Genomic DNA, 25,436 nt, shown 5'->3' with positions numbered 1-25,436 from the left:
GAGCTGATGTTACGTCTTATCCGGCTCCGGTTCAGATTTTTCCATCTCTTCGTTATTGACGACATCCAGAATATCCAGCAGGAACACAAAAATCGGAATCCCGATAATCAAGCCCCAAATGCCGAAGAAATGTTCCGAGAAAATTAAAACTGTAAAGGTAAAAAAGATCGGAAGTTCCGTTTTCGCTGACATCAGTTTCGGATTAAGGAAGTAAGTCTCAATCGCATGAATGACGAAAATGACCAGTACGATGTAGATGACATACGCAGCGCCGCCCGTCGTATACGCGATGATACTGAGCGGAATGAGCGAAATCACCACACCCGCAACGGGAATGAGCCCGAGGAAAAAGACCATGATTGACAGGCCGAACAGCTGCGGAAAATGCAGAATCGCCAATGCGATCAAGGTGAGGATACAGTTCACCAGCGCGATAATAAATTGAGCTTCAAGCACTTTGCCGAACGTTCTCGCAAACTTGCTGCCGAAATAAGCAAGTTCGTAGTAAAAAACAGACAGCTTGCTGTGCTGAAATTTTTTCATAAACTCCGTGAGCCGCTTTTTCTCGAACAGGAAAAACATGCTGAGAATCAGTGACATCACGACCTGCAAACCGAAAGTGCTGATATCGGCCAAGTATGTATACAGTACATTAAATCCTTCTTTTACATAGGAACCGATATTAATATCGCCGAACACGCTCGATATTTCTTCATAAAACGGGATGACATCGGGATGATACGCGATGTGCTTGATCTGCTTAATCAGCTGTTCAATCTGCTTGGCAACAATCGGGTAAAAGACAAAGCCTCCCACAGTCGCTCCGACAGCCAGCGCAATATATAAAACGGTAATGACCACCCTCTGGCTGATCCGGAAAAAATGGTTCAACACATGCCTGATGACAGTCTCCAGCCGATCCATCAGAAAAGTAAAAATAAACGTAAGCAAAATCAAATTAATCATACTTCGGAATACAACTAACACCCCAGTCAAAACAAGAAAAACGGAAAAACGTCTGACACCCGGATGCTGAAAAAATTTAAAAATAGCCGCCATTTATACACTCCTGCTAGGACAAAAAGCCCTTAGATTTCATCTTTCACTCTCTAATTGTAAATTATATAACAAAATGACGCTAAGGTCTTTGTCCACCTCCTAATAAATTTAAACAAATTTATCTTTTTTACTCATAGCGGCCGAAAAAAAGAACGGCATGCCCGATGCATGCCGTTCCTCCCCTTTTAAACCGCCGTTTTCATTTCTTTTACGGCCTGTGTGCTTTTCACTTCGTCAAACTCATTTTCGCTCTTGGCTACGATAATGGTGGCGATTCCGTTTCCGATCAGATTGACGATCGCCCTTCCTTCACTCATAAAGCGGTCAACACCGAGGAGCAGCGCAAGCCCTTCCAGCGGGATAACCTGAAGCGCTGACAAGGTGGAGGCGAGCACGATAAATCCGCTTCCGGTTACGCCCGCCGCGCCTTTTGATGTCAGCATCAACACGAGAATGATCGTAATCTGCTGACCGATCGTAAGGTCAACGCCGAACACCTGCGCCAGAAAAACCGTCGCCATGGATAGATAAATCGAGGTGCCGTCCAGATTAAAGGAATATCCCGTCGGAATGACAAGGCCGACAACCGATTTTGAACAGCCGTAGCGCTCCATTTTATCCATCATCCGCGGCAGAACCGACTCAGAAGAGCTTGTGCCGAGAACGATGAGCAGTTCATCTTTGATAAACCGGAGATAGTTCCACAAACTGAAACCGAATATTCTGCAAATGATATTCAAAGCGACAAATACAAACAGGAACATCGTAATGTATACAGACAGCATCAGACTCGCCAGCGGCTTGATGGAATCCAGTCCGAAGTGGCCGATTGTATAGGCCATGGCCCCGAATGCGCCGATCGGCGCCGCGCGCATGATGTAGCCGATGATTTTGAAAAAGACGTGTGACAGTTTATCGAAGAAATCAATAATGCTTTTGCCTCTCTCACCCAGCGCCGCCAGACCTACCCCGAATAAAACAGAAAAGAATAAGACCTGAAGAATATCGCCTTTCGCAAAAGCGTCAACCATGTTTGACGGAACGATGTGAGTGATAAATTCAATCCAGTCAATTCCCTGTCCCCCGTTTTGCGTGTACTGAGAGACATCTCCTTTTTCAAGCTTGCTGTAATCAAGCCCTTCACCCGGCTTCATGATATTGACGACCAGAAGTCCGATAATAAGGGCGATAGTGGTTACGACCTCAAAATAAATAAATGCTTTTCCCCCGACTTTGCCGACTTTTTTCATGTCTCCCATCTTGGCGATGCCAAGCACGATCGTCAGGAATATGATCGGGGCGATAATCATTTTTACCGCATTGATAAATGTATCGCCGAGCGGTTTCATTTGTTTCCCGGCCTCAGGCCATACGAGCCCGACGATGACGCCGATGATGACCGCCGTGATGACTTGCACCGTGAGATTTTTGAAAATTTTCATCCCTACTCCCCCTTGCCTCTCGCTGCGTCTATGTACAAATGATAGCGTTTTCATGAAGAGAGGGGAAGCTTATGATCATAACGGACATTTTGGTCTTTTTGGTCTTGGCTAATGGACGAATTTGTAGCGGTTAACCGGCCGGCCCACTCCTCCGTATTGAATGTCCAGCTTTATCTGGCCGTCCTTTTCAAGGAAATCGAGATAACGCCGCGCCGTCACCCTGGCGATTCCGAGCGCTTTGGCGGCTTCTTCAGCTGAAAGCGGCTCCGTCTGCTGTTTCATATAGGTCAAAATTTCATTCATCGTAAAATGATTTAACCCCTTCGGCAGATTCCGGGACTGATTTTGCGGAATTTTAAGCAGCGCGTCAAGCTGATCCTGCGACATGGTGTCATGCTCTTCGATTTTGCGTTTATATTGTTTAAAGTTTTCGAGCGCCTGTCTCATCCGCTCCAGCTTGAACGGCTTCAAAATGTAATCGGCCGCACCGTTTTGCAGCATAAGCTGGATCGTCTCTTTGTCTTTTGCAGCCGAGACGATGATGACGTCCACTTCGAGCTTTTGTTTTCTGATTTCCTGGAGCGTTTTAATGCCGTCTTTTTTCGGCATGTACACGTCTAATATCACGAGGTCGGGGCGCAGTTCTTTTATGAGCCTGATTCCCTCGTCTCCGTTAGCGGCCGTGGCGATGACGCTGAACCCCGAAACACCGGTGATAAATTCTTTATTCACTTCCTGCACCATCGGATCATCTTCAATAAGCAGCACCTTGATGTCCATTTAATGATTCCTCCCCCTTCATCGGAAATAAAATTGAAAATGCCGTTCCCTGTCCCTGCTGTGAGTCAACTTCAATGACGCCCATCCCTTTGTCGACGATTTGTTTGACGAGGTACAATCCGTATCCCGTGCCCCCCGTTTTATTGACGGTAAACCCTTTTTCATAAAGGCGCGGGATGTGCTGATCGGAAATCCCGCTTCCGTTGTCTTCTATTAATATAGCAAGCACTTCATCATTTTGCTCGATACTGATGTCAATGTGTTTGTCCTCCGTGTCCGCTGTTTCAAATGCGCCGAATGCATTTTCTATTAAATTGCCGAGCAGGACGACGATGTCATGCTGGTCGACATGCTCCGGAAATTCCGAGAAGCTGCTGTTTTCATCAATTTTCACAGAAATGCCGAGCTCTTTTCCTCTTTTGATTTTGCTTAACAAAAGCCCCGCCGCGGCGTCATTCTGAATGGCCTGATGAAGAAATTCAGTGACGCTTTCTTGTTCTGACGATGCCTTGAAAGCGAGCTGGAGCGCTTTTTCTGATTTTCCGAGCTGAATCAGTCCCGCGATGGTGTGGAGCTTGTTCATATGTTCGTGGTTTTGGACTCTGAGCGCATCGACAAAATTTTTTACGCCTGTCAGTTCTTCAGCCATTTTCGCCGCCTCCGTCCTGTCCTGGAAAATGGCGACGGCTCCGATGACCTTCTTTTTCATGACGATCGGAATTCTGCTGCTCATGATCACCTTTCCGCTGACTTGGATTTCTTCATTATATACAGCTTGGTTCCGCTCGACGATTTCAGGGAGCCGGGAATCTTTTAATACGTCCCAGATCAATCTGCCATCGGTATCTTGACTGACATTGAATATCTGCTTCGCTTTTTCATTAAAAATGGTGATGTGGTGCTGATTATCAATCGCGATGACACCCTCATTCATCGAATGAAACGTAGCGGTCCGTTCCTCATACATTCTCACGATCTCATGAGGCTCCAGCCAAAACATCTGTTTTTTGATGTGGCGGGCCAGCAAAAAGGAGCCCGCCAGTCCGAAGCCGAGCGCCAACAGAACGATAAACAGAATTTCATGCTTCAGCTGAAGAAGAATTTCACCAAAGCCCGGCAGCGTTTTACCCGCAAGGACGACACCGATCTGATTCAAATCCCGGTCTTTTACGGGATAAAAAGCGCGGACGGCGGTGCCGATCTCTCCCTTTGCTTCAGAAAAATAAATGTGCTCGGCGAACGCCGCTGCTTCGTCCTCGCCCCTTGAACGCTTTCCGATCATTGTGCTGACGGGATGTGAATAGCGGATATGATCCATATCCATGACGACGATGTAGTCCGCTTCATTGATGATCCTTATTTCTTCGACCGCATGGCGCACGTCTTCTCTCTGTTTTTTCTGCTCGAGAGCGCGTTTGACATCCGTCATCTCAGATACCGTCCGCGCGGTATTCATCAGCCGTTTTTTCAGCTCGCGCTCTTCTGTATGCTGAATATTGCCGATCAGCACGATGCCTACGATCAAAAAGGTAAAAAGCACGACGATATAAGAAAGTATGGTGATTTTCCAGCGGATGGTGAGCTTTTTTTTCGTCATTGGCCTCTTCCTTTCCGTCTCTTTACGAAACCGGCCCGCCCGATTATGCTTGTTATAGAAAATGGCGGAGGGGGTTTTCGATGAAAAGCTTGCTGACTTGTCTCAGCCTGATGGTACTCGGTATTGGAACCGCTTTATTCATCGGCTTTCATGATCGTTTCTCAACGGAAGATCCGTATTATGATGACGAACAGGAAGGCCTGAAAGATCAAATTGTTTTCAAATTCAGCCATGTCGTTGCTGAAAACACGCCTAAAGGGCGGGCAGCGAATAAGTTTGCCGACCTGGTCTATCAAAAGTCCGGCGGCACCATTAAAGTAGAGGTGTTTCCAAACGGGAGCCTCTATTCAGATAATGAAGAAATAAACGCCCTTCAAAATGGGGACGTGCAATTCATCGCTCCCTCCACCTCAAAGCTCGGATCACTCTCTCCCGAATGGGGTGTTTTGGATCTGCCATACGCGTTTACCAGCTATAAGGCCGTGCAGGAAGGCTTAAACGGCAAAATCGGCACCCGCCTGTTCGCATCTTTAGAAAAGCATCATTTGAAAGGACTGGCGTACTGGACAAACGGGTTTAAGCAGCTCACATCAAATAAAGGGCCGATCTTCACACCGGATGACTTAAAGGGACAGGCTCTCAGGATCATGCCGAGCAGTGTAATAGAGGATCAGTACCGCCTGCTTGGCGCGCAGCCGCGGCAGGATTCTTTTAATTCCACGTTTCAGCTCTTAGAAAGCAATCTCGTAGACGGAGAGGAAAATACGATTTCAAATATCTATTCTAAAAAATTTTATAATGTTCAAGATTTATTTGACAATCAGCAATCACGGATACCTCGGTTATGCCGTAATGACCGACGAGCATTTCTGGAATTCACAGACTGAAAAAACGAGAACCATCTTAACGGAGGCAATGAAAGAAACGACGGAATGGAACGAAGCCTCCGCTGAGAAAATGAATAAAGACCAGCTTGAAGAAATCAAGAAGAATTCATCCATCAATATTCACGTGCTGACGAAAGCGGAAAAGAAAAAATGGATGAAACGTCTCGACCCGGTTTACGGGCAATATGAGCAGGTGATCGGCCGCGGGCTTGTGGAAGATCTGTTATCCTTGCGCCGCGATCCTTAGCAGGACCAATACGCCCATCTCCGTTTCATCCCTTTTCCTGACGGGGAAGTAAGTAGGGACAAATAAAAAAAGGAGATGGAGACATGTTTACACATACGAAAAAACTGTAGCATCCGGCCAAACCGGATCGTCCTGACCCGCTGTTCGCAAAAAAGATGCAGGAAATCTTAGGCGGGCAATACGGGGAAATATCCGTCGCCATGCAATATTTGTTTCAGGGCTGGAATACACGCGGCAATGAAAAATATAAAGATCTCCTGATGGACACCGCGACGGAAGAAATCGGCCATGTTGAAATGATCGCGACGATGATTGCGAGACTGTTAGAAGATGCTCCGCTGGCAGAGCAGGAAAAAGCGGCTGATGATCCGGTCATCGGGTCCATTTTAGGCGGCATGAACCCGCACCATGCCATTGTCTCAGGGCTCGGCGCAATGCCGGAGAGCAGCACGGGCGTTCCGTAGAGCGCAGGCTATATCGTCGCAAGCGGAAACCTCTTGGCAGACTTCCGCGCCAATCTGAACGCCGAATCACAAGGAAGGCTTCAAGTCGCACGCCTGTATGAAATGACCGATGATAAAGGTGTGAAAGATATGCTCAGCTTCCTGCTGGCGCGTGACACGATGCACCAAAACCAATGGCTTGCGGCTATTAAAGAATTAGAGGCACAGGAAGGCCCGATCGTTCCTTCCACATTCCCGAAGGCGCTGGAAAAACAGTCATTCTCCCATAAGCTTATTCATTTCTCAGACGGCGGAGAAAGCGCTGAACAGAATTGGCTGCAGGAAAAAGCGCCGGACGGCGAACCGTTCGAATACGAAAAAGAACCGAAAGCGCACGGCGAAATAGCTAAGCTGGATCCTGTCCCGCCTTATGTCCACAACACGCTTCCCGGACGAAAATAAAAAAGCCCTCTAAAAGGGCTTTTTTTATGTGCGCACAACTGTCCAATCAGGTTCGTATCGGATGTCCGGATGATGTAACAGCCCGTGAATGAAAGGTTCATCCTCTTCGTACAGCATCACTTCTATTGAAAGAATCGCAGCCTTCTGCTCGTTTTCTTCGTATATGCGGTCATGTTCGTTCTCCATAAAATGATCATAGGCCTGTCTGTTCTCCCAAACACTGATGATCTCTGCGATGAACAGACCGTCTGCGTTTTTCCGCCAGCCGCCGGCCTGTTTGACGAAGCCATTTACACGTGATAATGCTCCCCACCGTGACTGTGCTTGCGCAAATACTTCAGCGTTTGCAACGTCTGTTTCACATACAATCTTTTTGATCAGCATGGCAGTCCCTCTGTGATGACTGTTTTCGCATGCGTATGCTCGACACAAAGATTCACGGTTCTGACGTATGAGCGTGTACGGTGAATAGTGCCTTTCGGGATGAGCAGGCTGTCATTTGCTTTGAGCACTGCAGTTTCTTTGTCCTTAAAATCGATCAGAAGCTCACCTTCAAGAACAATGAACCATTCATCTGAGTCAGGGTGATGGTGCCAGTCATATTCTCCCGTAAACACTGCGAGGCGCACACAGTGGTCATTGATCTCCGCGATTGAAAAATTGTCGTGTTTTTCTTTGACTTTATTGGCGATGGCGAGTAAATTTTGCATTTCAGACACGAGTGAAAACTCCTTTTTTCATTTATTGTACCGCAACGCCGGCCCAGAACAAGATTTTCCCAAAATAAAAAGCGATCCAGCTGATGCGCCGGATCGCTTTTGATCTGCAGGTTGTCTGCCTTTTATGCTTTTATTAGCTGCTGCGTCTGTTTCCGCCTTTTTGGCCGATTTCCTTATAAAATTCTTTGTCATGATTTTTGCTTGTGGCTTCTCCGCCTTTTTCACCGATTTCCTGATAGAATTCTTTGTCGTGATTTTTGCTTGTGGCTTCTCCGCCTTTTTCACCGATTTCCTGATAGAATTCTTTGTCGTGATTTTTGCTTGTGGCTTCTCCGCCTTTTTGACCAATTTCCTGATAGAATTCTTTGTCATGGTTATTGCTTGTAGCTTGTCCGCCTTTTTTACCTGCTTCTTCTCTGCTCATTTTGTTTTCTTGTGCCATTTTTGAATTCCTCCTTTAATTGGTGTTGGTTGTTGGTTTCCCGATTTCAGAACTCATAAACAAAGAAAACACATTGAATGTGTTTTCGGGTGGTTTTTTATCATTCTATATCTTTCAGGCGTTTTAGAATCCGGCGCTTTTTATAAAGCATGATGCCTGTTTCCGCAATACTTTCTAAAGCTGAACGGTTGGCGGAGGCGCCGAAGACGATGCCTGCGGCCGGAACCATTTGCAGCAGTTTTTTCGCGGCGAACGTGTCGCGGTAGCTGTAAACGACTTCCCGCCAGCCTTGAATTTGCGAGGCAATGCGCTGATAGGTTTGGTCGTTTTGATCATATTGCTGTAAATCCCGCAGGATTGCTTTTTTTCCGATGACGTCACTGGATGCCAGCTGGAGCAATTTGATGATAAACACTCGTTCTTTTTTGTCTTTCGGATCAAAGCCGTAGGCAATCGCGATGTCCTGCAGCGTCTTTAAGGACAGACCGAGCATCGCCGGAATATCTGCCGCAAGCGTAAACACGCCGCCGACTCCCGTTGCGGCTCCCTGCACCGTGGCGGTCTTTACGCTTGTGCGCGCTATGGCTTCTGCGATTTCATCCATGACAGCAAGCGGCGCATTCCGGATATCGTGAAGCGTTTGACATGTGCCGTGCGGCAGCCGTTTCTGAAACTTTTTGATAATGCGCTTTTCTGATGTGAGATACTGTCCGCCTGACTGAATAAACGTTCCCGTTTCATCGAGAATGCGTCCGATTTTCCTCTGAATAAATTGAGGTGTCAGCTTGTCCAAAAGCTGAAACGGCAGGCGGGTGAGCGTTTTCCAGAACATCACCCTCTGCTGCGCCTTTTCCCATTTTTGAATGTCTTTCAATTGTCTTTCCAGGTCTGCCCGTTCTTCTGTCACCCGTCCTGCACGTCCTTTCTGAATTCTTTCTTCATAGTATACCTTTATGGTGTTTTCTTACCCGACCGGGTTTTTTAGCCGGAAAACATTCCGTTGTTTAATTTTCTTTAAATTCTATATATTGGATTTATTTGAGTTTAGCGATCATTTTTGAAGTAATGGGTACGGTCAGCATGAAATTATCAAATGGATTTACAAAACTTGTCCCAAGTATTTTATTGTTATTGTTTTATATCGGCAGCCTTTGTTTTCTTACTTTGACTTTGAAATATATAAGTGTCTCGATCGCGTATGCGGTTTGGTCGGGAATGGGGATCGTACTGATTTCCTTGATCGGAATTTTTTTCTTTCATGAACAGTTCTCTGTCATAAAAGCTGTCGCTGTTCTTCTCATCATCATCGGTGTCGTTTCCTTAAACTTTATTTCTGAAAGTGAAACGTCATCAAACCGCATCAGCGTTCATACGGACAGAAACAGATGATGAAAGGGTTAAAGGTTCTCTTCCTCATTACAGATATTGGATTTATCGTTTATTGGATTGTTACTTTTTTTGAGTGGATTCCAAAAAACATGGTGTTTAAAGACTATGATAACGCCATGATCATGGCCTGGAACTGGTCATTCTTTCCCTTAGATATTTTCATTTCGATAACCGGGCTGTACAGCTTGTTTCTTTATAAACGGAAACATGCGTTATGGCGCCCTTTCGCATTAATATCACTTGTGCTGACCTTTTGTTCAGGCCTGCAAGCGATTGCCTTTTGGGTATTTATCGGTGATTTTGATCTGATGTGGTGGGCATTCAATCTGTATTTGCTTCTTTATCCTTTATATTTTATTCGGAAATTGCTGGTCTCTCGTAAAAATAGCTGTCATTCTTTTTGATGAGGCGGTTTTCTTTTTCTTCAGGCGGGAAACACATTTCATAAAGGAGTGATAGACATGCCTTGGTCTATGAAAGATTATCCGCAATCATTAAAGAATCTTGAGAAACCCGTGAGGAAAAAAGCGATCGAAATCGCGAATGCGATGTTGGATGAGGGTTATGAAGAAGGACGGGCCATCCCCATTGCGACAAGTCAGGCGAAAGAGTGGAAAAAAAACGCTTCTAAGGAAGAAATCGATCAGCTGATGAAACACGATGATGAAACGAAACGCGGAAATTGAATCGGAATAAAGGAAAAACCCCGCTCTCAAGAGAACGAGGTTTTTCTGATTATAAACCGTAATAATAAGACAGAGTGGTGACTGAAACAAAGCCTGTCGCTCCTGCATACGTGACTTTCAGCCATTTATCAGAGTTGGTGTAGTGACCTTGTACATATTCTCCGGTTACCCAAGTACCTGTAATTGTTTTACCGCTTGAGAATGTTGTAATCGTTGAACAGCTGACCTTTGAGCATGAGCGCATGTTAGCACCGTAAATACCGACTGTTCCCCCGCTTGCTAAAATGGAAACGTCCGGTTCAGCTTTAGGTGTAAAAGTTGCAGCTGAGGCAGAACCGCCAAAAGCGAATAAAGAAACAGCAAAAATCATAGCTAAAGAAAAGACCGACAAACGACGTACCAAGAAAATTCCCCCTCTTTTATCATATGGCTGGAAAGCTTTCCTGACGTTATTATACTTTTTTGCCAGGAAGACTGAAATAAGTCTAATGCTCCAACTTCATTTCCGCGCAAATGATAAAACCTTTCTTTGTTTTGATAAATAACTGTGGTTTATTGGTCCTGAATCACTTATATACCGCGGATTCAAACGTTTATTCAGAGAAGCAGAGGTTTTGCCGGAGGTCATTTGAATGGTACAGAAAGGTTTATCTTCCAAAGGAAAGATTCATTATTATTCTATTTACCCGGCACACGGAGGCAATGTGCCGGCATTTTCTCCATTCAGTGCCGGCGATCGGAAGGTTCTAAGGTTTTATGGGCAAGTGTACTCTTTCACCTTTTTAAAGAACGCTCAAAGGATCCGCGCATGGAGGAACATCGTTTGAAAACGGCATCGTTTCTATTCCGAAACGATGTCTTTTGCATTTTCGGACCTTTCTCGGGCGGGATACATATCATAGATAAAACGGGGAAAAAATGTACTGGTTATTGAACATAAAGAGCTTGACAACTCATAATAGCGGATTTATGATGTAGATAAAATAATTTGCATCTAGGAAACTTTTTGTTATTTAGCTAAAAATCTATCGGAATTTAGGTGAGATTTAATGAGCAAAGACATCTCAGCACAATCACTGCAATCAAAAGCCGTTCAGGATGCACTTGACGGCAAAAGCAAGGGATTCAAGCGGCTTCTGCCTTTTTTAGGTCCCGCATTTATCGCGGCGATTGCCTACATTGATCCGGGAAACTTCGCTACGAATATCTCAGCTGGTTCGAAATACGGGTATATGCTGTTGTGGGTCATTCTCTTTTCAAACTTGATGGCTTTTTTAATTCAAGTCCTTTCCGCGAAGCTCGGCATCGCCACGGGTAAAAACCTTCCGGAAATCGCCAGAGACCGGTATCCGAAATGGGTATCCGCCGGGTTGTGGATACAGGGTGAACTGGTGATTATGGCGACTGATCTGGCTGAGTTTATCGGAGCGGCCCTCGGGCTCAATCTGCTGTTCGGCATACCGATGATTGAAGCGGCCATTATCGCGGCGATCGGATCATTCGCGATTTTAGAGCTTCAGCGCCGGGGTTACCGGGCGCTGGAAGCGGGCATTGCCGGACTTCTGTTTGTCGTGGTGATCGCCTTCGCCCTGCAAACCTTCTTTGCCAAGCCTGACGCCGCTTCCGTACTCGAAGGGCTGTTCATCCCGAAAATCGATGGAATGGACAGTGTGCTTCTTGCAACCGGGATACTCGGTGCAACCGTGATGCCGCACGCCATTTACTTACATTCCGCCCTGACGCAGCGCCGTGTCGTCGGAAAAACGGATAACGAGCGGAAAAAGATTTTTAAATTCGAGATGATTGACATTCTCATCGCGATGGTAATCGCAGGGGCGATTAACGCAAGCATGCTGATTGTCGCGGCCGCTCTTTTCTTCAAGAACGGACTGTATGTGGAGGATTTAGACGTGGCTTATCAGCAATTCGGCCACTTTATCGGGCCGGCTTCAGCAATTCTCTTCGGGATCGGACTGCTGGCCGCAGGGCTTTCAAGCTCTTCTGTCGGCACATTGTCAGGCGATATTATCATGCAGGGCTTCATCCGTTACCGTATCCCGCTTTATTTGCGGCGTTTCATTACCATCATTCCTCCGATGATCATCATTATCTCAGGAATCAACGCCACAGAAGCGCTCGTATGGAGCCAGGTTGTTCTTTCATTCGGCATCGCCTTTGCGCTTGTGCCGCTGATTATGTTTACAAGCAACAAACGCCTGATGGGCGTCCTGACGAACCGAAAATGGGTTACGGCTCTCGCCTGGCTGATTGCGGTTTTGGTGATCGCGCTTAATCTGTTTGTGATTTACGATTCATTCCGTTAGAAAAACCGGCCCATCTCGGCCGGTTTTTCTTTTGGCCGTCGGCTCTCGTTCGTATCTTTTTCCGGGCGTTTTTGGTATGATAGAAGAAAAAATCGGAGTTTTGCTTATGTCAGTATTTATCCTTTTTTATCTGTGGATTGTGCCGATTGTCATCGGCATCTTCTGTTCTCTTATTGCTTATCGGACAACGGGTAAGAAACGTCTGATTCCCGGCTTTGTGATGATCGCATTGAGCATCGTTTCCTTAATCACGGGGCTTTGGATCGGCGGAGTGAACTATCATGTGTTCATCGGGGGAATGTTTTTATTCGGTACGTTATTGGCCGGTTCCGCCTTCCCGTTTTTCTTCGCTCTTTCACGCAAACAAAAATAAACAGGCTGTCGGGATCTTCTCGACAGCCTGTTTTGTTTTTCCTTGAAATTATCTTACCGGAGATAAGGCAAACCCCTGTCAAGACAGACACCCAAATGAAAAACGTTCTCTGCCCCTTACAACAAACATATCAATGAAAATTTTCAAAAGATGAAATGCTCTATTATCCCTAGCAAAAGAGAAATTGCCGGAGCTTTCGGCAATTTTTGCCGCGTTGTTTAATCTTATTCAAAATGACAGCATACATATAGTTAACAGCTTGAAGTGAGAGGAGACAAAAGAGTATGTATGGTTCCCCTATTAAAATTAACAACTTATCAGGAAACGGAGTTGTCAATGTCGGCGGCGCGTTAACCATCACCCCTATCACCGCTTCAAAAACAGCGTTTGGATCCGGAGGCTTAAATACTGGAATCGTCATCCAAAACAACTCTGTAAGCCAGGCGGAAATGATTGGCCAACAATTTTCAGATCAGAATGTTGTGAAATCGTTTTAGCGAGGCTGTGAAAGATATTATGAAAAAAACGCCTTATTTGGCGATTCATAGAGGCATTGATGCACCCCATACTGATTTAAGAAATTCGATATAGCGTGCAAAGCATCTTCTTGCCTTTTTGTAAGATTACGGATGATTGCTGAATCCCCTTCTATAATTAGAGGGGGATTCAGGTCCATCCTGAAAGTTTTTGTCTGTCTGCTTTTCAAATTGAAAAGGGAATGTTCGTTCTTGTATTATTTACTCGAGGAGGTAATTCGAATGAATGATTTTGAGCGGAAAAAATGTACCGGATTATCTTTAACATGACTCACTTCGGGAAAAATCCTCAATGGATGAGTTGAAGAGAAAAACCGGTAAAGGATTACAGGCTATACGTGAAGCGGTCAAGAACCTCATGCGGCAGCGTATGTTGAAATGGGATAAGCACAAACACCGGTGGAGATTTTAAAAAGAAAAACCCCAACCTTAAAAGGCGGGGAACTGAATTGGGAGTACAATTAAATATTTATAGCTTTTTCGGCGATATAAAAAGTTCCAGACTCATTCAATTCAGCAGTATAAACATTTGTCACACTTAATAATCCAGTGAAAAGAATACCGATTAAAGCGGAGCTAATTAAAAGTTTCTTCATTATATAGCCTCCGTAACCTTAAGTATTTGTGTTTGGGCATGTATGGTTTTCTTTAAAAAGTTTCTTCCCTCTACATAGTTCCTCTTCTCAAAATGAAAGTCACCTAATTTTTCAGTTAGCTCTGCGAAATCAGACCAAAGGCGTTTCTCTTCTAAGTAACCTAAGCTTTGTTTCACTGCTGTTTCATTATATTCCTCGTATAATGAATTAATGATTTTTAATTTAGCCAAATATTCTTCTTCATTAGAAGTCCGGGCACGATTTAAAGCCGTTTCATAAAAGAAACGCGCTTCCTTGACTTTACCACATTGGTACAGGACATTTGCCATCATATATAATGATCTCACCCCATACACTGTATCAATATGTTCTTTCACGTCTATTGCCTTTTTGAAATTCTCTTCAGCAGCAATCAAATTTTTCCCTCTTAAATAAACTAAGCCTAAGTTATGAAAGATCACTCCTATAATTCTTTTCACTTTTTCCTCTTCCAAGCCGCGGACGATACTTAATGCTTCCCGATAATATGATTCGGCCTCCGTCAGCCTGTACATATCGTACATGTTAGCACCAACCATCATATTACAGCCAATCACTTTCACTTTGTATAATTGACTTTTTTCAAACAATTGCTTGGCTTTTTTTAAATGATTGAGGGAAACAAAGTGCTGATCAATTTGATAATAGGCATCAGCTATTTTGTAATGAAATTCAGCTTGCTCCATTTCATCTGATACAGCATTCAACTCTCTCTCTGCTTTGCGATAATAGCCTATCGCTTCAACATACTCTTTATGATCAAACTCATACATACCACGAAAAAATAATGAGTAATATTTCAAGAGGCCTGTAAGTCTTTTTTGCGGTTTTTCTATTTTCTCAAGCAGTTCGTCGACTGTGGGGCGATCTCTATATCTGTCTTCCGGCTCCAAGGAATCTAACATCAATTGGTGACGAAAGCACATCAATGAATAAAAAACAAGCAAATCCTGATCCTCTTCCATCTCCTCTATTTCCTGTTCTACTTCAGCCTTTAAAATCTCAGCATCAGGCACACTGAACTGACGAATCATTTTGTACTATTCATTGATCTTGACACCAACCTGGGACGACGGCAAAACTTGGTCCATATATACCTCTCCCTCTAATCTCTATTTTTGTAATATTATAACTATTTGAACAAAAAGTGAAAACGAAAAAAACCCGCAATTTTCGTCGCGAGATTTTTGGGATTATGGTTTTGGTGTACACTCTTATGATTATTCCATTTAATATTTTCGCTTTGTAAAATTCATTATAGTCTTAGTGATTGAACCGGAGATAAGGCAGGCTCCCGTCATGATAAACACCCAAACTAAAAATGTTGGCTCTGCTCCTATTACAACAAACATAAATATCAATGACAGGATCAATACGACGACAACCATAGTCCATACTTTTTGAAAGATGAAATACCCTATTATCCCCAGCAAGAAAGAAGCTGCCGGAAGAATGATGAGTATGATATATGCAGGGCTCAAAAGCGGGCTAATATAAACACCTCCAACTTATTTTAAAATTTCGAACCGGGCGATTTCCCACTCTTTATTTGCTTTTAGCGGGATTGTTTTTACCTTTTTTCCTGATTTCAAATCATAAGAAGTGATATCTCCAAGCTTGTTATCACGCTGGATATCAAAGTTTTTGAGTAAAACATACATCTCTCTGTCATTGAATTGAACATCATTCATTAATTTGTTATCATCCCCAGCATAAAAATCGAAAGATTTTTTCTTAACCATTTTTTTATCAAACACCTGCAGCTTCCCATCAAAAGAAACAGCTAAGATGCTATCTTTTAATATTTTCAATTTTGCAGGATGAAACCCTTTCTCCATCTCGACTTCTTTTTTTACCTTAAGCGTCTCTCTGTCTATTAATATGAGCTTAGAATTCTCTTTCTCATTCACGTTATCATTAACTGCCAGTACAAATGTATTTTCATCTAGAGCTTGGAATGCATCCTTTTCATCCATGAAGTATATCCCTTTATTCGGTATGGATGCCTTGTTCTCTTGCTTATTTGTCTCTAGGTTAATTGAAATGATGGACATACTTTCTTCATCACTTGAAATGACATAAATTTTATTTTTAGCGACGATTGCTGATCCAAGTTCTCCGTCAAGCTTTATTTGTTTCTTGTTTTTTCGGCTGTTTCCCTTCCAATATACCAGTTCACTTTCCAGCCCTTTGTCTGTATATCCAACGTTAATGTCATGGATGATATAACCGCCAGAACTGTTTATAAAGAAAGCACCTTCATCCTCAGTTGTTTTCGACAAACTCTTTTCATTTATTTTGTTTATTGCTCCAGTTTTATTGTCTATCATCAAGTGATTATTGCTTCTATTTGATGAGAAGAACGTATCGTTTTTGTTATATGAAGACATCGTGAAATTTATACCATCTTTCAATTCCAAGCTATCCATTTTAGTACCATCTTCACTGTAAACCCCAATCTCACTTCCCCTATCTAAAGTGTTAGAAAAACCAACAATAAATTTTGCATTGTCAATATTCTTTAATGCAGTCTTGCTATTACTACTTCTTTCCTCTTTTTCATTCCCAGTTGGGATGAGACTACAAGAGGTTGTGACTATCAGTATGCAAATGAAAATAAACAGGGTCTTAAGTCTATTCATTTTTTCCTCCCTTTGAAATGACAAAACAACCGGTGCAGCACCGATTGTTTTTGTCAATGTTAACCCTTGTGATAAAAGATTGTTGTGTTATTGGATTTTACAAGCTCCATTGGTGTTACAACAGTGTCCCATTTGACATTGTCAATATCAATACCTTGGTTTTTCCAAGAACGCCAAGCTAATTGAGAACAATAAAATTTAGCAGTTGTCTTTTTATTAAAAAAGTTGAAATTATATTTCTTTTTATTATCTGCTTGCTTTTCCGCATATTTTGCAGCATTTATATACTTATTGTTATTCGACTTTTTAACCCATAGACCATAAACTTTCTTTTTACTTCCCCAGTTATTATTATATCTGCGAACTCCATCTTGGTTTATAGGACTCCAGCTTTTCGCCCATGCTTCAACTGTTTTTGATTTGTTAGTTGAAACAATCGCAGCATGTCCTACACCAATAGACCAACTTCCAGAATTAATTTCATAGCTTGTAAGAACATCACCTTTTGTACCTAACGCTTTTGCTGCGATTTGGTTCTTGTGCTGATATTCAGGCTCCTCGTATTTAGGAAGAACTTCATCAATTTGACCAGAGGCTTTCAATTCTTTGATTTCTTTTTGGGAATCCTTATACAAGTCTTCCGCATGTTCTTGTACATACGCATACTCTTCTTTACTCATTTCATAGAATTTCTGTACTTCCTCACTTGTCATGCCGGCATCTTTCATTTCCTGTATTTCCGTTTGGACTTTTTCATTAGTAAGTTGCGGAAATCCTTCAGCATGTGCACTTTTCCCAAATCCCAATCCTAAACCGGAAATCAACATAGTTGTAGAGAACATGGTGGTAAGTAAAAATTTACTCTTTTTCACATCAGTATCCCCCTATTGAATAATTTTTCCTTCTTTTCTAAGATATAGGAACTAAATAAGGTTTGTAAACACCTTTTTTGAATTATTCGGGATATTTTAATCTTTTCTATTGAGTGTATAATGTCACAAAATCGGGACATGTAGTGCCAACTGAACTATAGGATTTGGGCTTTAAACAATGTTTACCAGGCAATGTGTTGTTTCACTATTTCTTCGTAAGGTTAACCTTCAAATTTTACACAACTTTACAAGTATTTGAAATATCATTTCCAACAAACATATTCTACCATTGGCACGAACCACAATTCTATATACTTCTTTATTTTTATGAAATATATAGAATTGTGGTACAGCCCTTTAAAGGGCTGTTTCATTTATTTCAGAAGAGACAACATTTTTTCTTTCGTTTTTGGCCCGTAAATACCGTCCGCAGTCAATCCATACATGGACTGGAACCGTTTGACTGCATTTGCTGTCTTCGATCCGTAATAGCCGTCTATTGCATTATTCTTTGCCTCTTTGTCCGGGTAGTAATAGAGAGCCGCCAGAGCCGATTGAATCTGTTTACGGCCGTCCCCTTAGTTAAGGCTTGTCTCTTTAAAAACGCCTGGCGGCAACGTGTAAGATGATTTCTTGCCTTTTGTTGCCGGCCGAACCGGTCAGCTTTAATACTTGGCCGACTTTGATCAGGTTCGGGTCCTTGATACCGTTCAAGCTTTGGAGGGTTGCCATGCTAACGCCTGTCTTCTGTGCTATGACGGATAATCCATCCCCTTTCTTTATGGTGTACGTCGCCCCACCGGTCTTTTTCCCGTTTTTGCTGATAAGGTGGTCCTTCATAAGTTTTTTGATCAGCCATCGCTGATTTCATGCCATTTCCACAGATTTCAATGCGATAGACTTTCGGTTCCCGTCCTCTAAGCTTCCAAGCAGGTTTGAACTACTGAGCACTTCCTTATCATGAAAGAGGTCAGTAAAACTGATAAGAACTAATGGATCAATAAGACAGTCCCAATAAAGATATTGCATAATTCCGAATGTTTTTGTAAGTTTTATATAATAAAATAAACAGAGTGAGGAGGGAAACATTTGATAATCAGAAGCGCAGAACCCTATGATATAAACCAATTGACCGATTTAATGTATTTATATATCGTCGATTTTTATAAAAGACCTAAACCGCCGATTGAACATATACATAATTTGATTGAAATGTTATTTGAAAAGAACAGCGGTATTCAATTCGTTGCTGAACAAGATGGTAAGCTCATTGGCTTTGCAACATTATATTTTAGTTTTAGCACAACGAAAGCAGATAAAATAACAGTAATGAATGATTTATTCGTGGCAGAAAACGCAAGAGGTACAGGAGCAGCCCAAGAACTGTTTAAAAGATGCGAATCATTCACAAAAGAAAACGGGTATGCACATATGTCGTGGATAACTGCAGCTGATAATTACCGTGCACAAAGGTTCTATAAAAAGATGGGCGGTTCTCTTGGAGATTGGTTGAACTATACCATATAATCCGACATGACATTATTGAAAAAACAGAACAAACAGCCGGGCTTTTACTACGGCTCAACTGAGTAAATGAGAGGGCCTAATAACAAATAAAAAAATAAACAGGCATGCTGCCTGTTTATTTTTTATAAACGCCGGCTTTTAAAACAGCCTTTTTAAGCTTTTCTTGAGAGACGGCATTTCGATTTTTTGGTTTTCAAAGAAGTTTTTCAGCATGTATTTGCTGAAGCCTTTCGCTTGGCCGTAGGTGATTTTTCCCGGTAGCGGCGGCTCGTCGCCGATGACGGCGTCGATGACGACCGGCTCATTTGAGTTGAGCGCTTCATGGAAAGCGGGAGCCAATTCCTCGTGTTTCGTCACTTTGATCCCTTTTGCCCCGCAGCTTTCTGCAAAGGCGGCGTAATCCACATTTTGCAGCTGGGTGACGTAGTCGATGTTGCCTTTGACTCGCTGTTCATATTCGATCATGCCTCCTAAATTTTCGTTGTTTAAAATAATAACCGTAATCGGCAGTTTATATTTAACAGCCGTCGGCAGATCCTGCATCACCATTGAAAATCCGCCGTCTCCGCAAATGGCGATGGATTGCCGTCCGGGTTCGGCAAGGCTTGCGGCAATGGCTCCCGGAAGCCCGCATCCCATCGTGGCGAGCCAGCTTGATACGATAAAGTCCTGCTTCTTCATTTTAAAATGCCGGGCCATCCACACCGTGACCGTTCCGACATCCACTGACAGGACGGCATCCTCTGCGGCAGCATCCCGAAGCCGGGCAATGACCTGCTGCGGCCTGAGCGGATGAGTCGCTTCGGTTTCATCCTTTTCGATTTCTTTCCACCAATGCTTCATGTGCTCGGTGCAGGCTTCTAAAAATCTTCTGTCATCTTTATATTCAATGTATTCCGTCAGCTCTTTCAGCCCAAGAGCCGCATCACTGACGATTCCCGCATTGACTGGATAGCGTTTGCCGATTTTCGCCGGATCCGAATCAAGCTGGATGGCGGGCGTATCGTCCGGGAGATAATCCCTGTACGGAAACGATGTGCCGAGCATGATCAAGAGATCGCATTCCTCCATTGCTTCGTAGGCGGGCTTTGTGCCAATCTGCCCGAGATTCCCGAGAAAGTGCGGATGGCTGTCAGGCACGACGCCTTTTGCCGGAAGAGTAATGACAATCGGCGCGGCCGCTTTATCGGCGAATGCGAGCAGCTCCTCTTTTGCCGATTTTAACCCTTGGCCGGCGAGAATGACCGGCTTTTTTGCGTTGTTAATATATTGCGCGCATGTCACGAGATGCTCTTTTTTCGGCTCTATATCAGCTTTAAGGTATATCGGCGACGTATAAACCGGCTCCCGTTTGATTTTTTGCGCGAATAAATCATCAGATACGGTTAAGACGGCAACCCCTTTTTTGCTGTAAGCCGTACGGATCGCCTGATTCAGAAGATCGGGCAGCGCTTCTGCCGTATGTACTTGCTGGTTGAATACCGCCACGTCTTCAAACATTTGCTCTAATTTGATTTCCTGAAAGCTGTCACGGCCGATTTCATCGGAAGCAACCTGTCCCGCAATCGCCAGCACCGGAACGCCGTCCGCTTTGGCGTCGTATAAACCGTTCAGCAGATGAACGGCCCCCGGCCCTGCGATGGAAAGGCAGACACCGATCTGTCCGGTCAGTTTTGCCTCAGCCGCGGCGGCCAGGGCTGCGACTTCCTCGTGCCTGGTTTGGATGAATGTCAGGTTGTTTCGTTCATGTCTCAATTCTTCGATAAATTCATTAATGCTGTCTCCGGGAATGCCGTATATATGACCGACTCCCCATTGTTCAAGCAGCTCTGTCATTACATGTCCTGCTGTTTTACTTGGCATACTGCATCCTCCTTTTACCTGTATTCATGCCCTTTTTACAACGGGTTGAAACACGGGGACGTGCACCTGTAGCATTCTCAGCGTTTGACGAAAAAAAGACCGCGGCACTAAGGCCTGCGGTCTTTGATGTTACTTTTTAAAATGATACGGCAGTGTGGCGACGATGATGTCCTTCTTCCAAAACAGCCGGACGCGGAGCAAGAAGGCTGATTGGTTGTGGAGGATGGTCTGCCAGCGTTTTTTCGTAATGAATTGCGGAAACAGCACCATTACGGAGAACTGTTCTTTTCTTGCTTTCTGTTCGACCGTTTCCAAAAATTTATCAAACGGGTGAACCAGACTGCGGTATGAGGAATGCAGGGTTACGAGACGGACACCGTTATCAAGCTCTTCCCAGCGCTTTTCCACCTTCTTTTCGTTTTCTCTGTCAAAGGAAACATGAACCGCAATGACCTGATCCGATAATGATTTCGCATACTGAATTGATTTTTGGACGACGGTGGTGACCCCGGCGACAGGGACGATGACGACGGTTCCCTTAATTTCTTCAGGCTGCTGATCAACGACCCGCAGCTGTTCGCCGACTGCGGTGTAGTGATTTTTAATGACGAAAAACAGCATGACGACAGCAGGCATGAATAACAGCACGGGCCAGACAAGATTGAACTTTGTCGCAAATAAAATGCACAGCACCATAAATGAAATGGCGGCGCCGCAAGAATTGATCAGCATTTTAACGGCCCAGCCCTTCGGCTTCTGCCGGATCCACTTGATGCACATTCCCGTCTGCGACAGCGTAAACGGGATGAACACGCCGACGGCATAGAGCGGGATGAGATGTTCCGTGCGGCCGCCGAATAATAGAATAAGCAGGATGGATGCGATACCGAGAAAGATAATTCCGTTTGAAAAGCCTAATCGGTCGCCGCGAACCGTAAACATTCTCGGCATATACTGATCGCGCGCTAAATTAAACGCCAGCTGCGGAAAAGCGGAAAAGCCCGTATTCGCCGCAAGCACGAGAATCAGTGATGTAACGCCTTGAATGAAATAATACACCGTATTGCGGCCGAAAGTTTCCGCGGCAATTTGCGAAATGACGGTCTCGTCAGGCTTCGGTCCTGTGCCGTATCCGTACGCCAGCACCGTAATCCCCGTAAATAAGATCGCCAGCAGAATCCCCATCATGGCCAGAGTGCGGGCCGCGTTTTTCGCCGGAGGATTTTTAAAAGCCGGGATCGCGTTTGAAATGGCTTCAACACCAGTCAGCGCCGAACAGCCCGAAGAAAAGGCCTTCAGCAGCAAAAACAGCGTGATGCCCGCTACGGGTGTGCCGATCGGCGTGTGTTCGGCCGGATGAACCTGCCCCGTCATGAGCTTAAACAGCCCGACGCCGATCAAAAGGACAAGCGCCGCCACAAACAGATAGACGGGATACGCCAGTATGGACGCCGACTCTGACAGTCCTCTCAAATTTAAAATCATAATCAGAATCACAAGCAAAACAGCAATGAACAGATGATACGGGTGCAGAGCCGGAAATGCCGATGTAATGGCGTCGGTTCCGGCAGAAATGCTTACCGCCACCGTCAGAATATAATCAACAAGCAATGAGCCGCCCGCAATCAGGCCCGGCTTCTCACCAAGGTTTTCTTTTGAAACCATATAAGCTCCTCCGCCTTGCGGATAAGCGTAAATAATCTGTCTGTAGGACAGAATCAAAGCAAGCAGCAAAATGAGAACGCCGCAAGCGATCGGAATGGAATACCAAAACGCGGCCGCGCTTACCGTGGCCAAAATGATCAGAATCTGTTCCGTTCCATAAGCAACTGATGACAGCGCATCTGAAGAAAGCATGGCGAGCGCCTTGAGTTTCGTCAGTTTCTGCTCTCCGGCCGCCTGTGATTTCAGTGGTTTCCCAATCAAAAATCTTTTGATTGAATGGTACATTTGTTGTCTTCCCCTTTTTTTCATTTTCCGTTTGATTTACAAACCCTTACTGCTATGATGTCTCCGAATGCTGATTGCATGCCATATTTCAGCACGGCAAAAAAACACAGAGGCAAACGGATGCCCCTGCGCCATAATCGTGCACAGGTTTCATTCATCTCCTCTCATGAACGCTTACGAGGTTAGCTGTCGGATTCGGGCTTATGAGAGTTGGCCCTACCTGAAAAAGGATTCACCCCAAGCGGCATCATGCGCCGCAAATTGGTTCCCCCGCTCTGGATACAGATTAAGCGATATAGATTATAAAAGAGATCATACTCCCGTCCCGTCCGGTTGTAAAGGGGCTTTTATGCTGTTTCAAAAATAAAAAAACCTCCCCCAAAAATGGAAATAAAAATACAGAAAAAGAGGCCTGTTAACAGCCTCTTTTCCTTTCATTATTCTTCACTTTTTTCATTGCCCGTTTTTCTTTTTTTCCTTCTTGCCGTGAGCCATATCAGACCGGCCGCAATGAGAATAAGCGCTGCGAAAACAGCGATATACGTGACGTTCGGTGCGGCGGACGGGTTTTTCGTATCAGCCGATGGACTGCTGTCATCGGATTTGATTTGCTGATGGTTCGAAAACAGCTGCTTGCTGCCCGTTTCGTTGATGACGGTTGCCGCTTCGCTTGAGCTGTCTAAAAAGCTGATCAGCTCTTTTGTGACAGCCGCGCCGCTTCCTGATAACGGAGCAAAAACAGCTATGCCGGAGCCGGAGTCCCAAGGTGATTCCTGTGTAAATGCGATTTGTTTCGTCGTCTCATTCAGCATCTGAAACGAAGAAACATCGTAAGCGCCGCTTCGGTCTGACGGCACGAGAAGCTTAGATGCGTTTGATTTCAAAAGCGGAATTTGCGGCAAGCCTCCGATAAACACAACATTCCGGCCTTTGGCGTCCGCTTCCTTCATATCTGATGCCGTCTTAACGGTATATGCCTGACGGGCGCCGTTTCCGAATGAGTCCGTCACCAGAGAAAGTTCTTTAAGTGTCTGCATGTTTACGTTATCCGGGATGACGATCACTGTTTTCTTCTTCACGTCACCTGCAAACGGGAGCGGCCATTGCCCGAAATCCGGTTTTTGCGTCGCGCCGCTTACCGGGTAAGTCAGCGTGCTGCTTTTATCAATATAGACCCATTTGTTTTCGTCACGGTCGATACACGGATTGTTATTTTTCAAACCTGATGTGACAAATTGCAGATCAATATACCTGCTGCTTCGCAAAAGCTTCGGATCAATCGGAATTGTGACGTGATAAAACCCGTCTTTATCCTTATTGCCGAGATCATCAAGATGCACCGCATTCGGCTGTCCGTTGACCATGACGTTAAGCTCTGCTCTCTCAGCGTCAACATCTTTAGAATCCGTCTTCGTCCGGACCGATTCCGACGTCTTTAATGTGAGCGAAAGCTTGACCTGCCCGTCTTTATCAACAGCGGCCGCCGCAGGGTAAAAGAAGTGCTCTGACGCCGTTTTGTTTGATCCGACCGTTACATTTCCCGCGCCGAAATCGTCTAGTGTCAGTTTATTGCCTGTCTTTTCAGCAGCGGGCTGAAGACGGCCGATCATCAGTGAGTCTCCGCTCAGCTGGCCTGAATAAGCGCTGTCTGTAATGACGCGGATTTTATCTGCCAGCGTTTTGTCTGATTGTGCCGTGACAAACAGGACGGGCTGACGTTTGTCTCCGGCGGTCAGCACCCGTTCCGCGAGAAGGAGTTTGTTTCCTTCCGCTTTGATATTTCCCCGTTCGATAAGCTGTTTGATTTTGCCGTTCCAATGATGTCCGGCGCCGATGACAATTGACGGATTGCTGATTTTGCCTGCATCGGATTCTTTTACGTATGATACTTTCAGCCTGCTGTCCGCCGTTTTCAGAAATCCTTCTGTTTTGACTGCGGCTTCCGCTTCCGCCGAGGTCGGTTTGTCAGGAAGGATAATATCGGTTTCTTCACCCGTATTGCCTGATTGGGCAAACGGATACGGGAAATGGCTGATATCCGCTCCCTTGGACTTGCTTGCTTCTGAAAGCATAAGGCGGCTGTCCGGATAAATCTTTATCCAGTTGCCTGACGTATCCTGCCTGACGCAGACACCCTCTTTTAATACACCGTAAAATTGCAATGATACATTGTGATAGCCTTGGGCGGATTGGCTTTTGCTGAGATTGAGCTTTACCGTTTTCCGCTTGGAGCTGCCGTCAAGCTTTATGGATTTGACGGGTTCATTGTCAATGGCAATGGTTAAAGAAGACGGGGCAATTAATAAATTTGACGCTTCGTAATCAATCAGAAGCGACTGATTGGCATCTGAAGCCCCCGCAGGAATCTGGTAGGTCAGTTCTGAGCTGTCTTTCGCCCCGTACAGTGTCATCAGATCACCCGTCAGCGCCTGCTGCTCTTTTGCGCCGGCGCTTTTTCCGAGGGCGGAACCGTCCGTTTTTAATTCCTGAGCCGCGGCCTTCTGCCCGTTATACATCAATAGCAAAAGGCCTGTTATCAATATGATCGCTTTTTTCAAAAA

23 protein-coding genes, 6 pseudogenes and 1 riboswitch are annotated in these 25,436 nt (G+C 44.6%); of the genes and pseudogenes, 10 read left to right on the top strand and 19 right to left on the bottom strand.

Features of this window, described 5'->3' with window-relative positions:
* Positions 1 to 9: 9 nt before the first annotated feature.
* The 4 genes from ACW5MY_RS02345 to ACW5MY_RS02330 form a co-directional block, all read right to left on the bottom strand.
* Positions 10 to 1,059, bottom strand: a complete 1,050-nt coding sequence (locus tag ACW5MY_RS02345) for an AI-2E family transporter (RefSeq protein WP_013351080.1) — start codon at positions 1,057 to 1,059, stop codon at positions 10 to 12.
* Positions 1,060 to 1,244: 185 nt separating this feature from the next.
* Positions 1,245 to 2,501, bottom strand: a complete 1,257-nt coding sequence (gene dctP / locus ACW5MY_RS02340) for a C4-dicarboxylate transporter DctP (protein ID WP_014469777.1) — start codon at positions 2,499 to 2,501, stop codon at positions 1,245 to 1,247.
* Between the two features lie 108 nt (positions 2,502 to 2,609).
* On the bottom strand, positions 2,610 to 3,281 hold the full coding sequence (locus tag ACW5MY_RS02335; RefSeq protein ID WP_013351078.1) for a response regulator: 672 nt from the start codon (positions 3,279 to 3,281) through the stop codon (positions 2,610 to 2,612).
* A complete protein-coding gene (locus ACW5MY_RS02330; RefSeq protein WP_065118481.1) occupies positions 3,256 to 4,878 on the bottom strand; it encodes an ATP-binding protein in 1,623 nt (540 codons plus the stop codon). The genes ACW5MY_RS02335 and ACW5MY_RS02330 overlap by 26 nt, the downstream gene beginning before the upstream one ends.
* Before the next feature lie 80 nt (positions 4,879 to 4,958).
* Here ACW5MY_RS02330 and ACW5MY_RS02325 point away from each other — a divergent pair.
* A pseudogene (locus ACW5MY_RS02325) lies at positions 4,959 to 6,012 on the top strand (TRAP transporter substrate-binding protein).
* Positions 6,013 to 6,095: 83 nt separating this feature from the next.
* Positions 6,096 to 6,917 (top strand): annotated as a pseudogene (locus tag ACW5MY_RS02320) (manganese catalase).
* Between the two features lie 24 nt (positions 6,918 to 6,941).
* On the opposite strand, the gene ACW5MY_RS02315 reads toward ACW5MY_RS02320, so the two are convergent.
* The 4 genes and pseudogenes from ACW5MY_RS02315 to ACW5MY_RS02300 all read right to left on the bottom strand — a co-directional run bounded on the left by ACW5MY_RS02315 (position 6,942) and on the right by ACW5MY_RS02300 (position 8,985).
* Positions 6,942 to 7,301 carry a YdbC family protein gene (locus tag ACW5MY_RS02315; RefSeq protein WP_013351074.1) on the bottom strand — a complete coding sequence of 120 codons (360 nt, stop codon included), beginning with the start codon at positions 7,299 to 7,301 and terminating at the stop codon, positions 6,942 to 6,944.
* Positions 7,295 to 7,636 (bottom strand): cupin domain-containing protein, encoded by a 342-nt coding sequence (locus tag ACW5MY_RS02310; protein WP_013351073.1) that lies wholly within the window; start codon positions 7,634 to 7,636, stop codon positions 7,295 to 7,297. Before ACW5MY_RS02310 ends, ACW5MY_RS02315 begins: the two co-directional genes overlap by 7 nt.
* A 139-nt stretch (positions 7,637 to 7,775) precedes the next feature.
* A pseudogene (gsiB, locus tag ACW5MY_RS02305) lies at positions 7,776 to 8,078 on the bottom strand (glucose starvation-inducible protein GsiB); the annotation flags it as partial.
* A 100-nt stretch (positions 8,079 to 8,178) separates the two neighbouring features.
* Positions 8,179 to 8,985 carry an EcsC family protein gene (locus ACW5MY_RS02300; RefSeq protein WP_013351071.1) on the bottom strand — a complete coding sequence of 269 codons (807 nt, stop codon included), beginning with the start codon at positions 8,983 to 8,985 and terminating at the stop codon, positions 8,179 to 8,181.
* A 116-nt stretch (positions 8,986 to 9,101) separates the two neighbouring features.
* On the opposite strand from ACW5MY_RS02300, the gene ACW5MY_RS02295 reads away from it, so the two are divergent.
* From ACW5MY_RS02295 to ACW5MY_RS02285, 3 genes and pseudogenes are all read left to right on the top strand, one after another.
* Complete coding sequence (locus tag ACW5MY_RS02295; RefSeq protein ID WP_061573977.1) at positions 9,102 to 9,467, top strand: DMT family transporter; 366 nt, start codon at positions 9,102 to 9,104, stop codon at positions 9,465 to 9,467.
* The gene (locus ACW5MY_RS02290) at positions 9,464 to 9,871 is read left to right on the top strand and encodes a DUF5360 family protein (RefSeq protein WP_012116851.1); all 408 of its coding nucleotides are present in this window, start codon (positions 9,464 to 9,466) and stop codon (positions 9,869 to 9,871) included. Before ACW5MY_RS02295 ends, ACW5MY_RS02290 begins: the two co-directional genes overlap by 4 nt.
* 57 nt (positions 9,872 to 9,928) lie before the next feature.
* Positions 9,929 to 10,144: pseudogene (locus ACW5MY_RS02285) on the top strand (DUF2188 domain-containing protein); the annotation flags it as partial.
* A gap of 58 nt (positions 10,145 to 10,202) precedes the next feature.
* Here ACW5MY_RS02285 and ACW5MY_RS02280 read toward each other — a convergent pair.
* Entirely contained in the window at positions 10,203 to 10,556 is a 354-nt protein-coding gene (locus ACW5MY_RS02280; RefSeq protein WP_041481595.1) for an antifungal polypeptide, read from the bottom strand.
* Positions 10,557 to 11,202: 646 nt separating this feature from the next.
* On the opposite strand from ACW5MY_RS02280, the gene ACW5MY_RS02275 reads away from it, so the two are divergent.
* The 4 genes and pseudogenes from ACW5MY_RS02275 to ACW5MY_RS02260 all read left to right on the top strand — a co-directional run bounded on the left by ACW5MY_RS02275 (position 11,203) and on the right by ACW5MY_RS02260 (position 13,798).
* Positions 11,203 to 12,477 (top strand): Nramp family divalent metal transporter, encoded by a 1,275-nt coding sequence (locus ACW5MY_RS02275; RefSeq protein WP_289394146.1) that lies wholly within the window; start codon positions 11,203 to 11,205, stop codon positions 12,475 to 12,477.
* A gap of 106 nt (positions 12,478 to 12,583) precedes the next feature.
* Positions 12,584 to 12,850 (top strand): hypothetical protein, encoded by a 267-nt coding sequence (locus tag ACW5MY_RS02270; protein WP_013351066.1) that lies wholly within the window; start codon positions 12,584 to 12,586, stop codon positions 12,848 to 12,850.
* A 284-nt stretch (positions 12,851 to 13,134) separates the two neighbouring features.
* Positions 13,135 to 13,347 carry a spore germination protein gene (locus ACW5MY_RS02265; RefSeq protein WP_013351065.1) on the top strand — a complete coding sequence of 71 codons (213 nt, stop codon included), beginning with the start codon at positions 13,135 to 13,137 and terminating at the stop codon, positions 13,345 to 13,347.
* Between the two features lie 261 nt (positions 13,348 to 13,608).
* A pseudogene (locus ACW5MY_RS02260) lies at positions 13,609 to 13,798 on the top strand (hypothetical protein).
* Positions 13,799 to 13,847: 49 nt separating this feature from the next.
* Here ACW5MY_RS02260 and ACW5MY_RS02255 read toward each other — a convergent pair.
* The 7 genes and pseudogenes from ACW5MY_RS02255 to ACW5MY_RS02225 all read right to left on the bottom strand — a co-directional run bounded on the left by ACW5MY_RS02255 (position 13,848) and on the right by ACW5MY_RS02225 (position 18,267).
* Positions 13,848 to 13,982: a hypothetical protein gene (locus ACW5MY_RS02255; RefSeq protein WP_014469765.1), complete on the bottom strand. Its 135-nt coding sequence runs from the start codon at positions 13,980 to 13,982 to the stop codon at positions 13,848 to 13,850.
* Entirely contained in the window at positions 13,982 to 15,055 is a 1,074-nt protein-coding gene (locus ACW5MY_RS02250) for a response regulator aspartate phosphatase (protein ID WP_013351064.1), read from the bottom strand. The genes ACW5MY_RS02255 and ACW5MY_RS02250 overlap by 1 nt, the downstream gene beginning before the upstream one ends.
* 195 nt (positions 15,056 to 15,250) lie before the next feature.
* Positions 15,251 to 15,454: a DUF2651 family protein gene (locus ACW5MY_RS02245; RefSeq protein WP_232469715.1), complete on the bottom strand. Its 204-nt coding sequence runs from the start codon at positions 15,452 to 15,454 to the stop codon at positions 15,251 to 15,253.
* 75 nt (positions 15,455 to 15,529) lie between these two features.
* Complete coding sequence (locus ACW5MY_RS02240) at positions 15,530 to 16,663, bottom strand: hypothetical protein (protein WP_014469764.1); 1,134 nt, start codon at positions 16,661 to 16,663, stop codon at positions 15,530 to 15,532.
* A 59-nt stretch (positions 16,664 to 16,722) separates the two neighbouring features.
* On the bottom strand, positions 16,723 to 17,490 hold the full coding sequence (locus tag ACW5MY_RS02235) for a YiiX/YebB-like N1pC/P60 family cysteine hydrolase (RefSeq protein WP_014471449.1): 768 nt from the start codon (positions 17,488 to 17,490) through the stop codon (positions 16,723 to 16,725).
* Between the two features lie 419 nt (positions 17,491 to 17,909).
* Positions 17,910 to 18,164, bottom strand: a pseudogene (locus ACW5MY_RS02230) (peptidoglycan-binding domain-containing protein); the annotation flags it as partial.
* The gene (locus tag ACW5MY_RS02225; protein WP_014471448.1) at positions 18,133 to 18,267 is read right to left on the bottom strand and encodes a LysM peptidoglycan-binding domain-containing protein; all 135 of its coding nucleotides are present in this window, start codon (positions 18,265 to 18,267) and stop codon (positions 18,133 to 18,135) included. The pseudogene ACW5MY_RS02230 and the gene ACW5MY_RS02225, both read right to left, overlap by 32 nt.
* 357 nt (positions 18,268 to 18,624) lie before the next feature.
* Between ACW5MY_RS02225 and ACW5MY_RS02220 the strand changes: the two genes are divergently transcribed.
* Positions 18,625 to 19,062, top strand: coding sequence for a GNAT family N-acetyltransferase (locus tag ACW5MY_RS02220; RefSeq protein ID WP_013351058.1), 438 nt, complete (start codon positions 18,625 to 18,627; stop codon positions 19,060 to 19,062).
* 138 nt (positions 19,063 to 19,200) lie between these two features.
* On the opposite strand, the gene ACW5MY_RS02215 is transcribed toward ACW5MY_RS02220, so the two are convergent.
* From ACW5MY_RS02215 to ACW5MY_RS02205, 3 genes are all read right to left on the bottom strand, one after another.
* Positions 19,201 to 20,925 carry a pyruvate oxidase gene (locus ACW5MY_RS02215; protein WP_289394144.1) on the bottom strand — a complete coding sequence of 575 codons (1,725 nt, stop codon included), beginning with the start codon at positions 20,923 to 20,925 and terminating at the stop codon, positions 19,201 to 19,203.
* A 129-nt stretch (positions 20,926 to 21,054) separates the two neighbouring features.
* Positions 21,055 to 22,875 (bottom strand): APC family permease, encoded by a 1,821-nt coding sequence (locus tag ACW5MY_RS02210; protein WP_013351056.1) that lies wholly within the window; start codon positions 22,873 to 22,875, stop codon positions 21,055 to 21,057.
* A gap of 156 nt (positions 22,876 to 23,031) precedes the next feature.
* A riboswitch (cyclic di-AMP (ydaO/yuaA leader) is annotated at positions 23,032 to 23,178 on the bottom strand.
* 134 nt (positions 23,179 to 23,312) lie between these two features.
* Positions 23,313 to 25,433 (bottom strand): cellulose biosynthesis cyclic di-GMP-binding regulatory protein BcsB, encoded by a 2,121-nt coding sequence (locus ACW5MY_RS02205; protein WP_289394143.1) that lies wholly within the window; start codon positions 25,431 to 25,433, stop codon positions 23,313 to 23,315.
* Positions 25,434 to 25,436: the final 3 nt, after the last annotated feature.

Source organism: Bacillus sp. Bwzl_19, from assembly GCF_054900515.1.
Note: the sequence above shows the minus strand (reverse complement) of the source record. Positions and strands in the feature narration are given on the sequence as shown.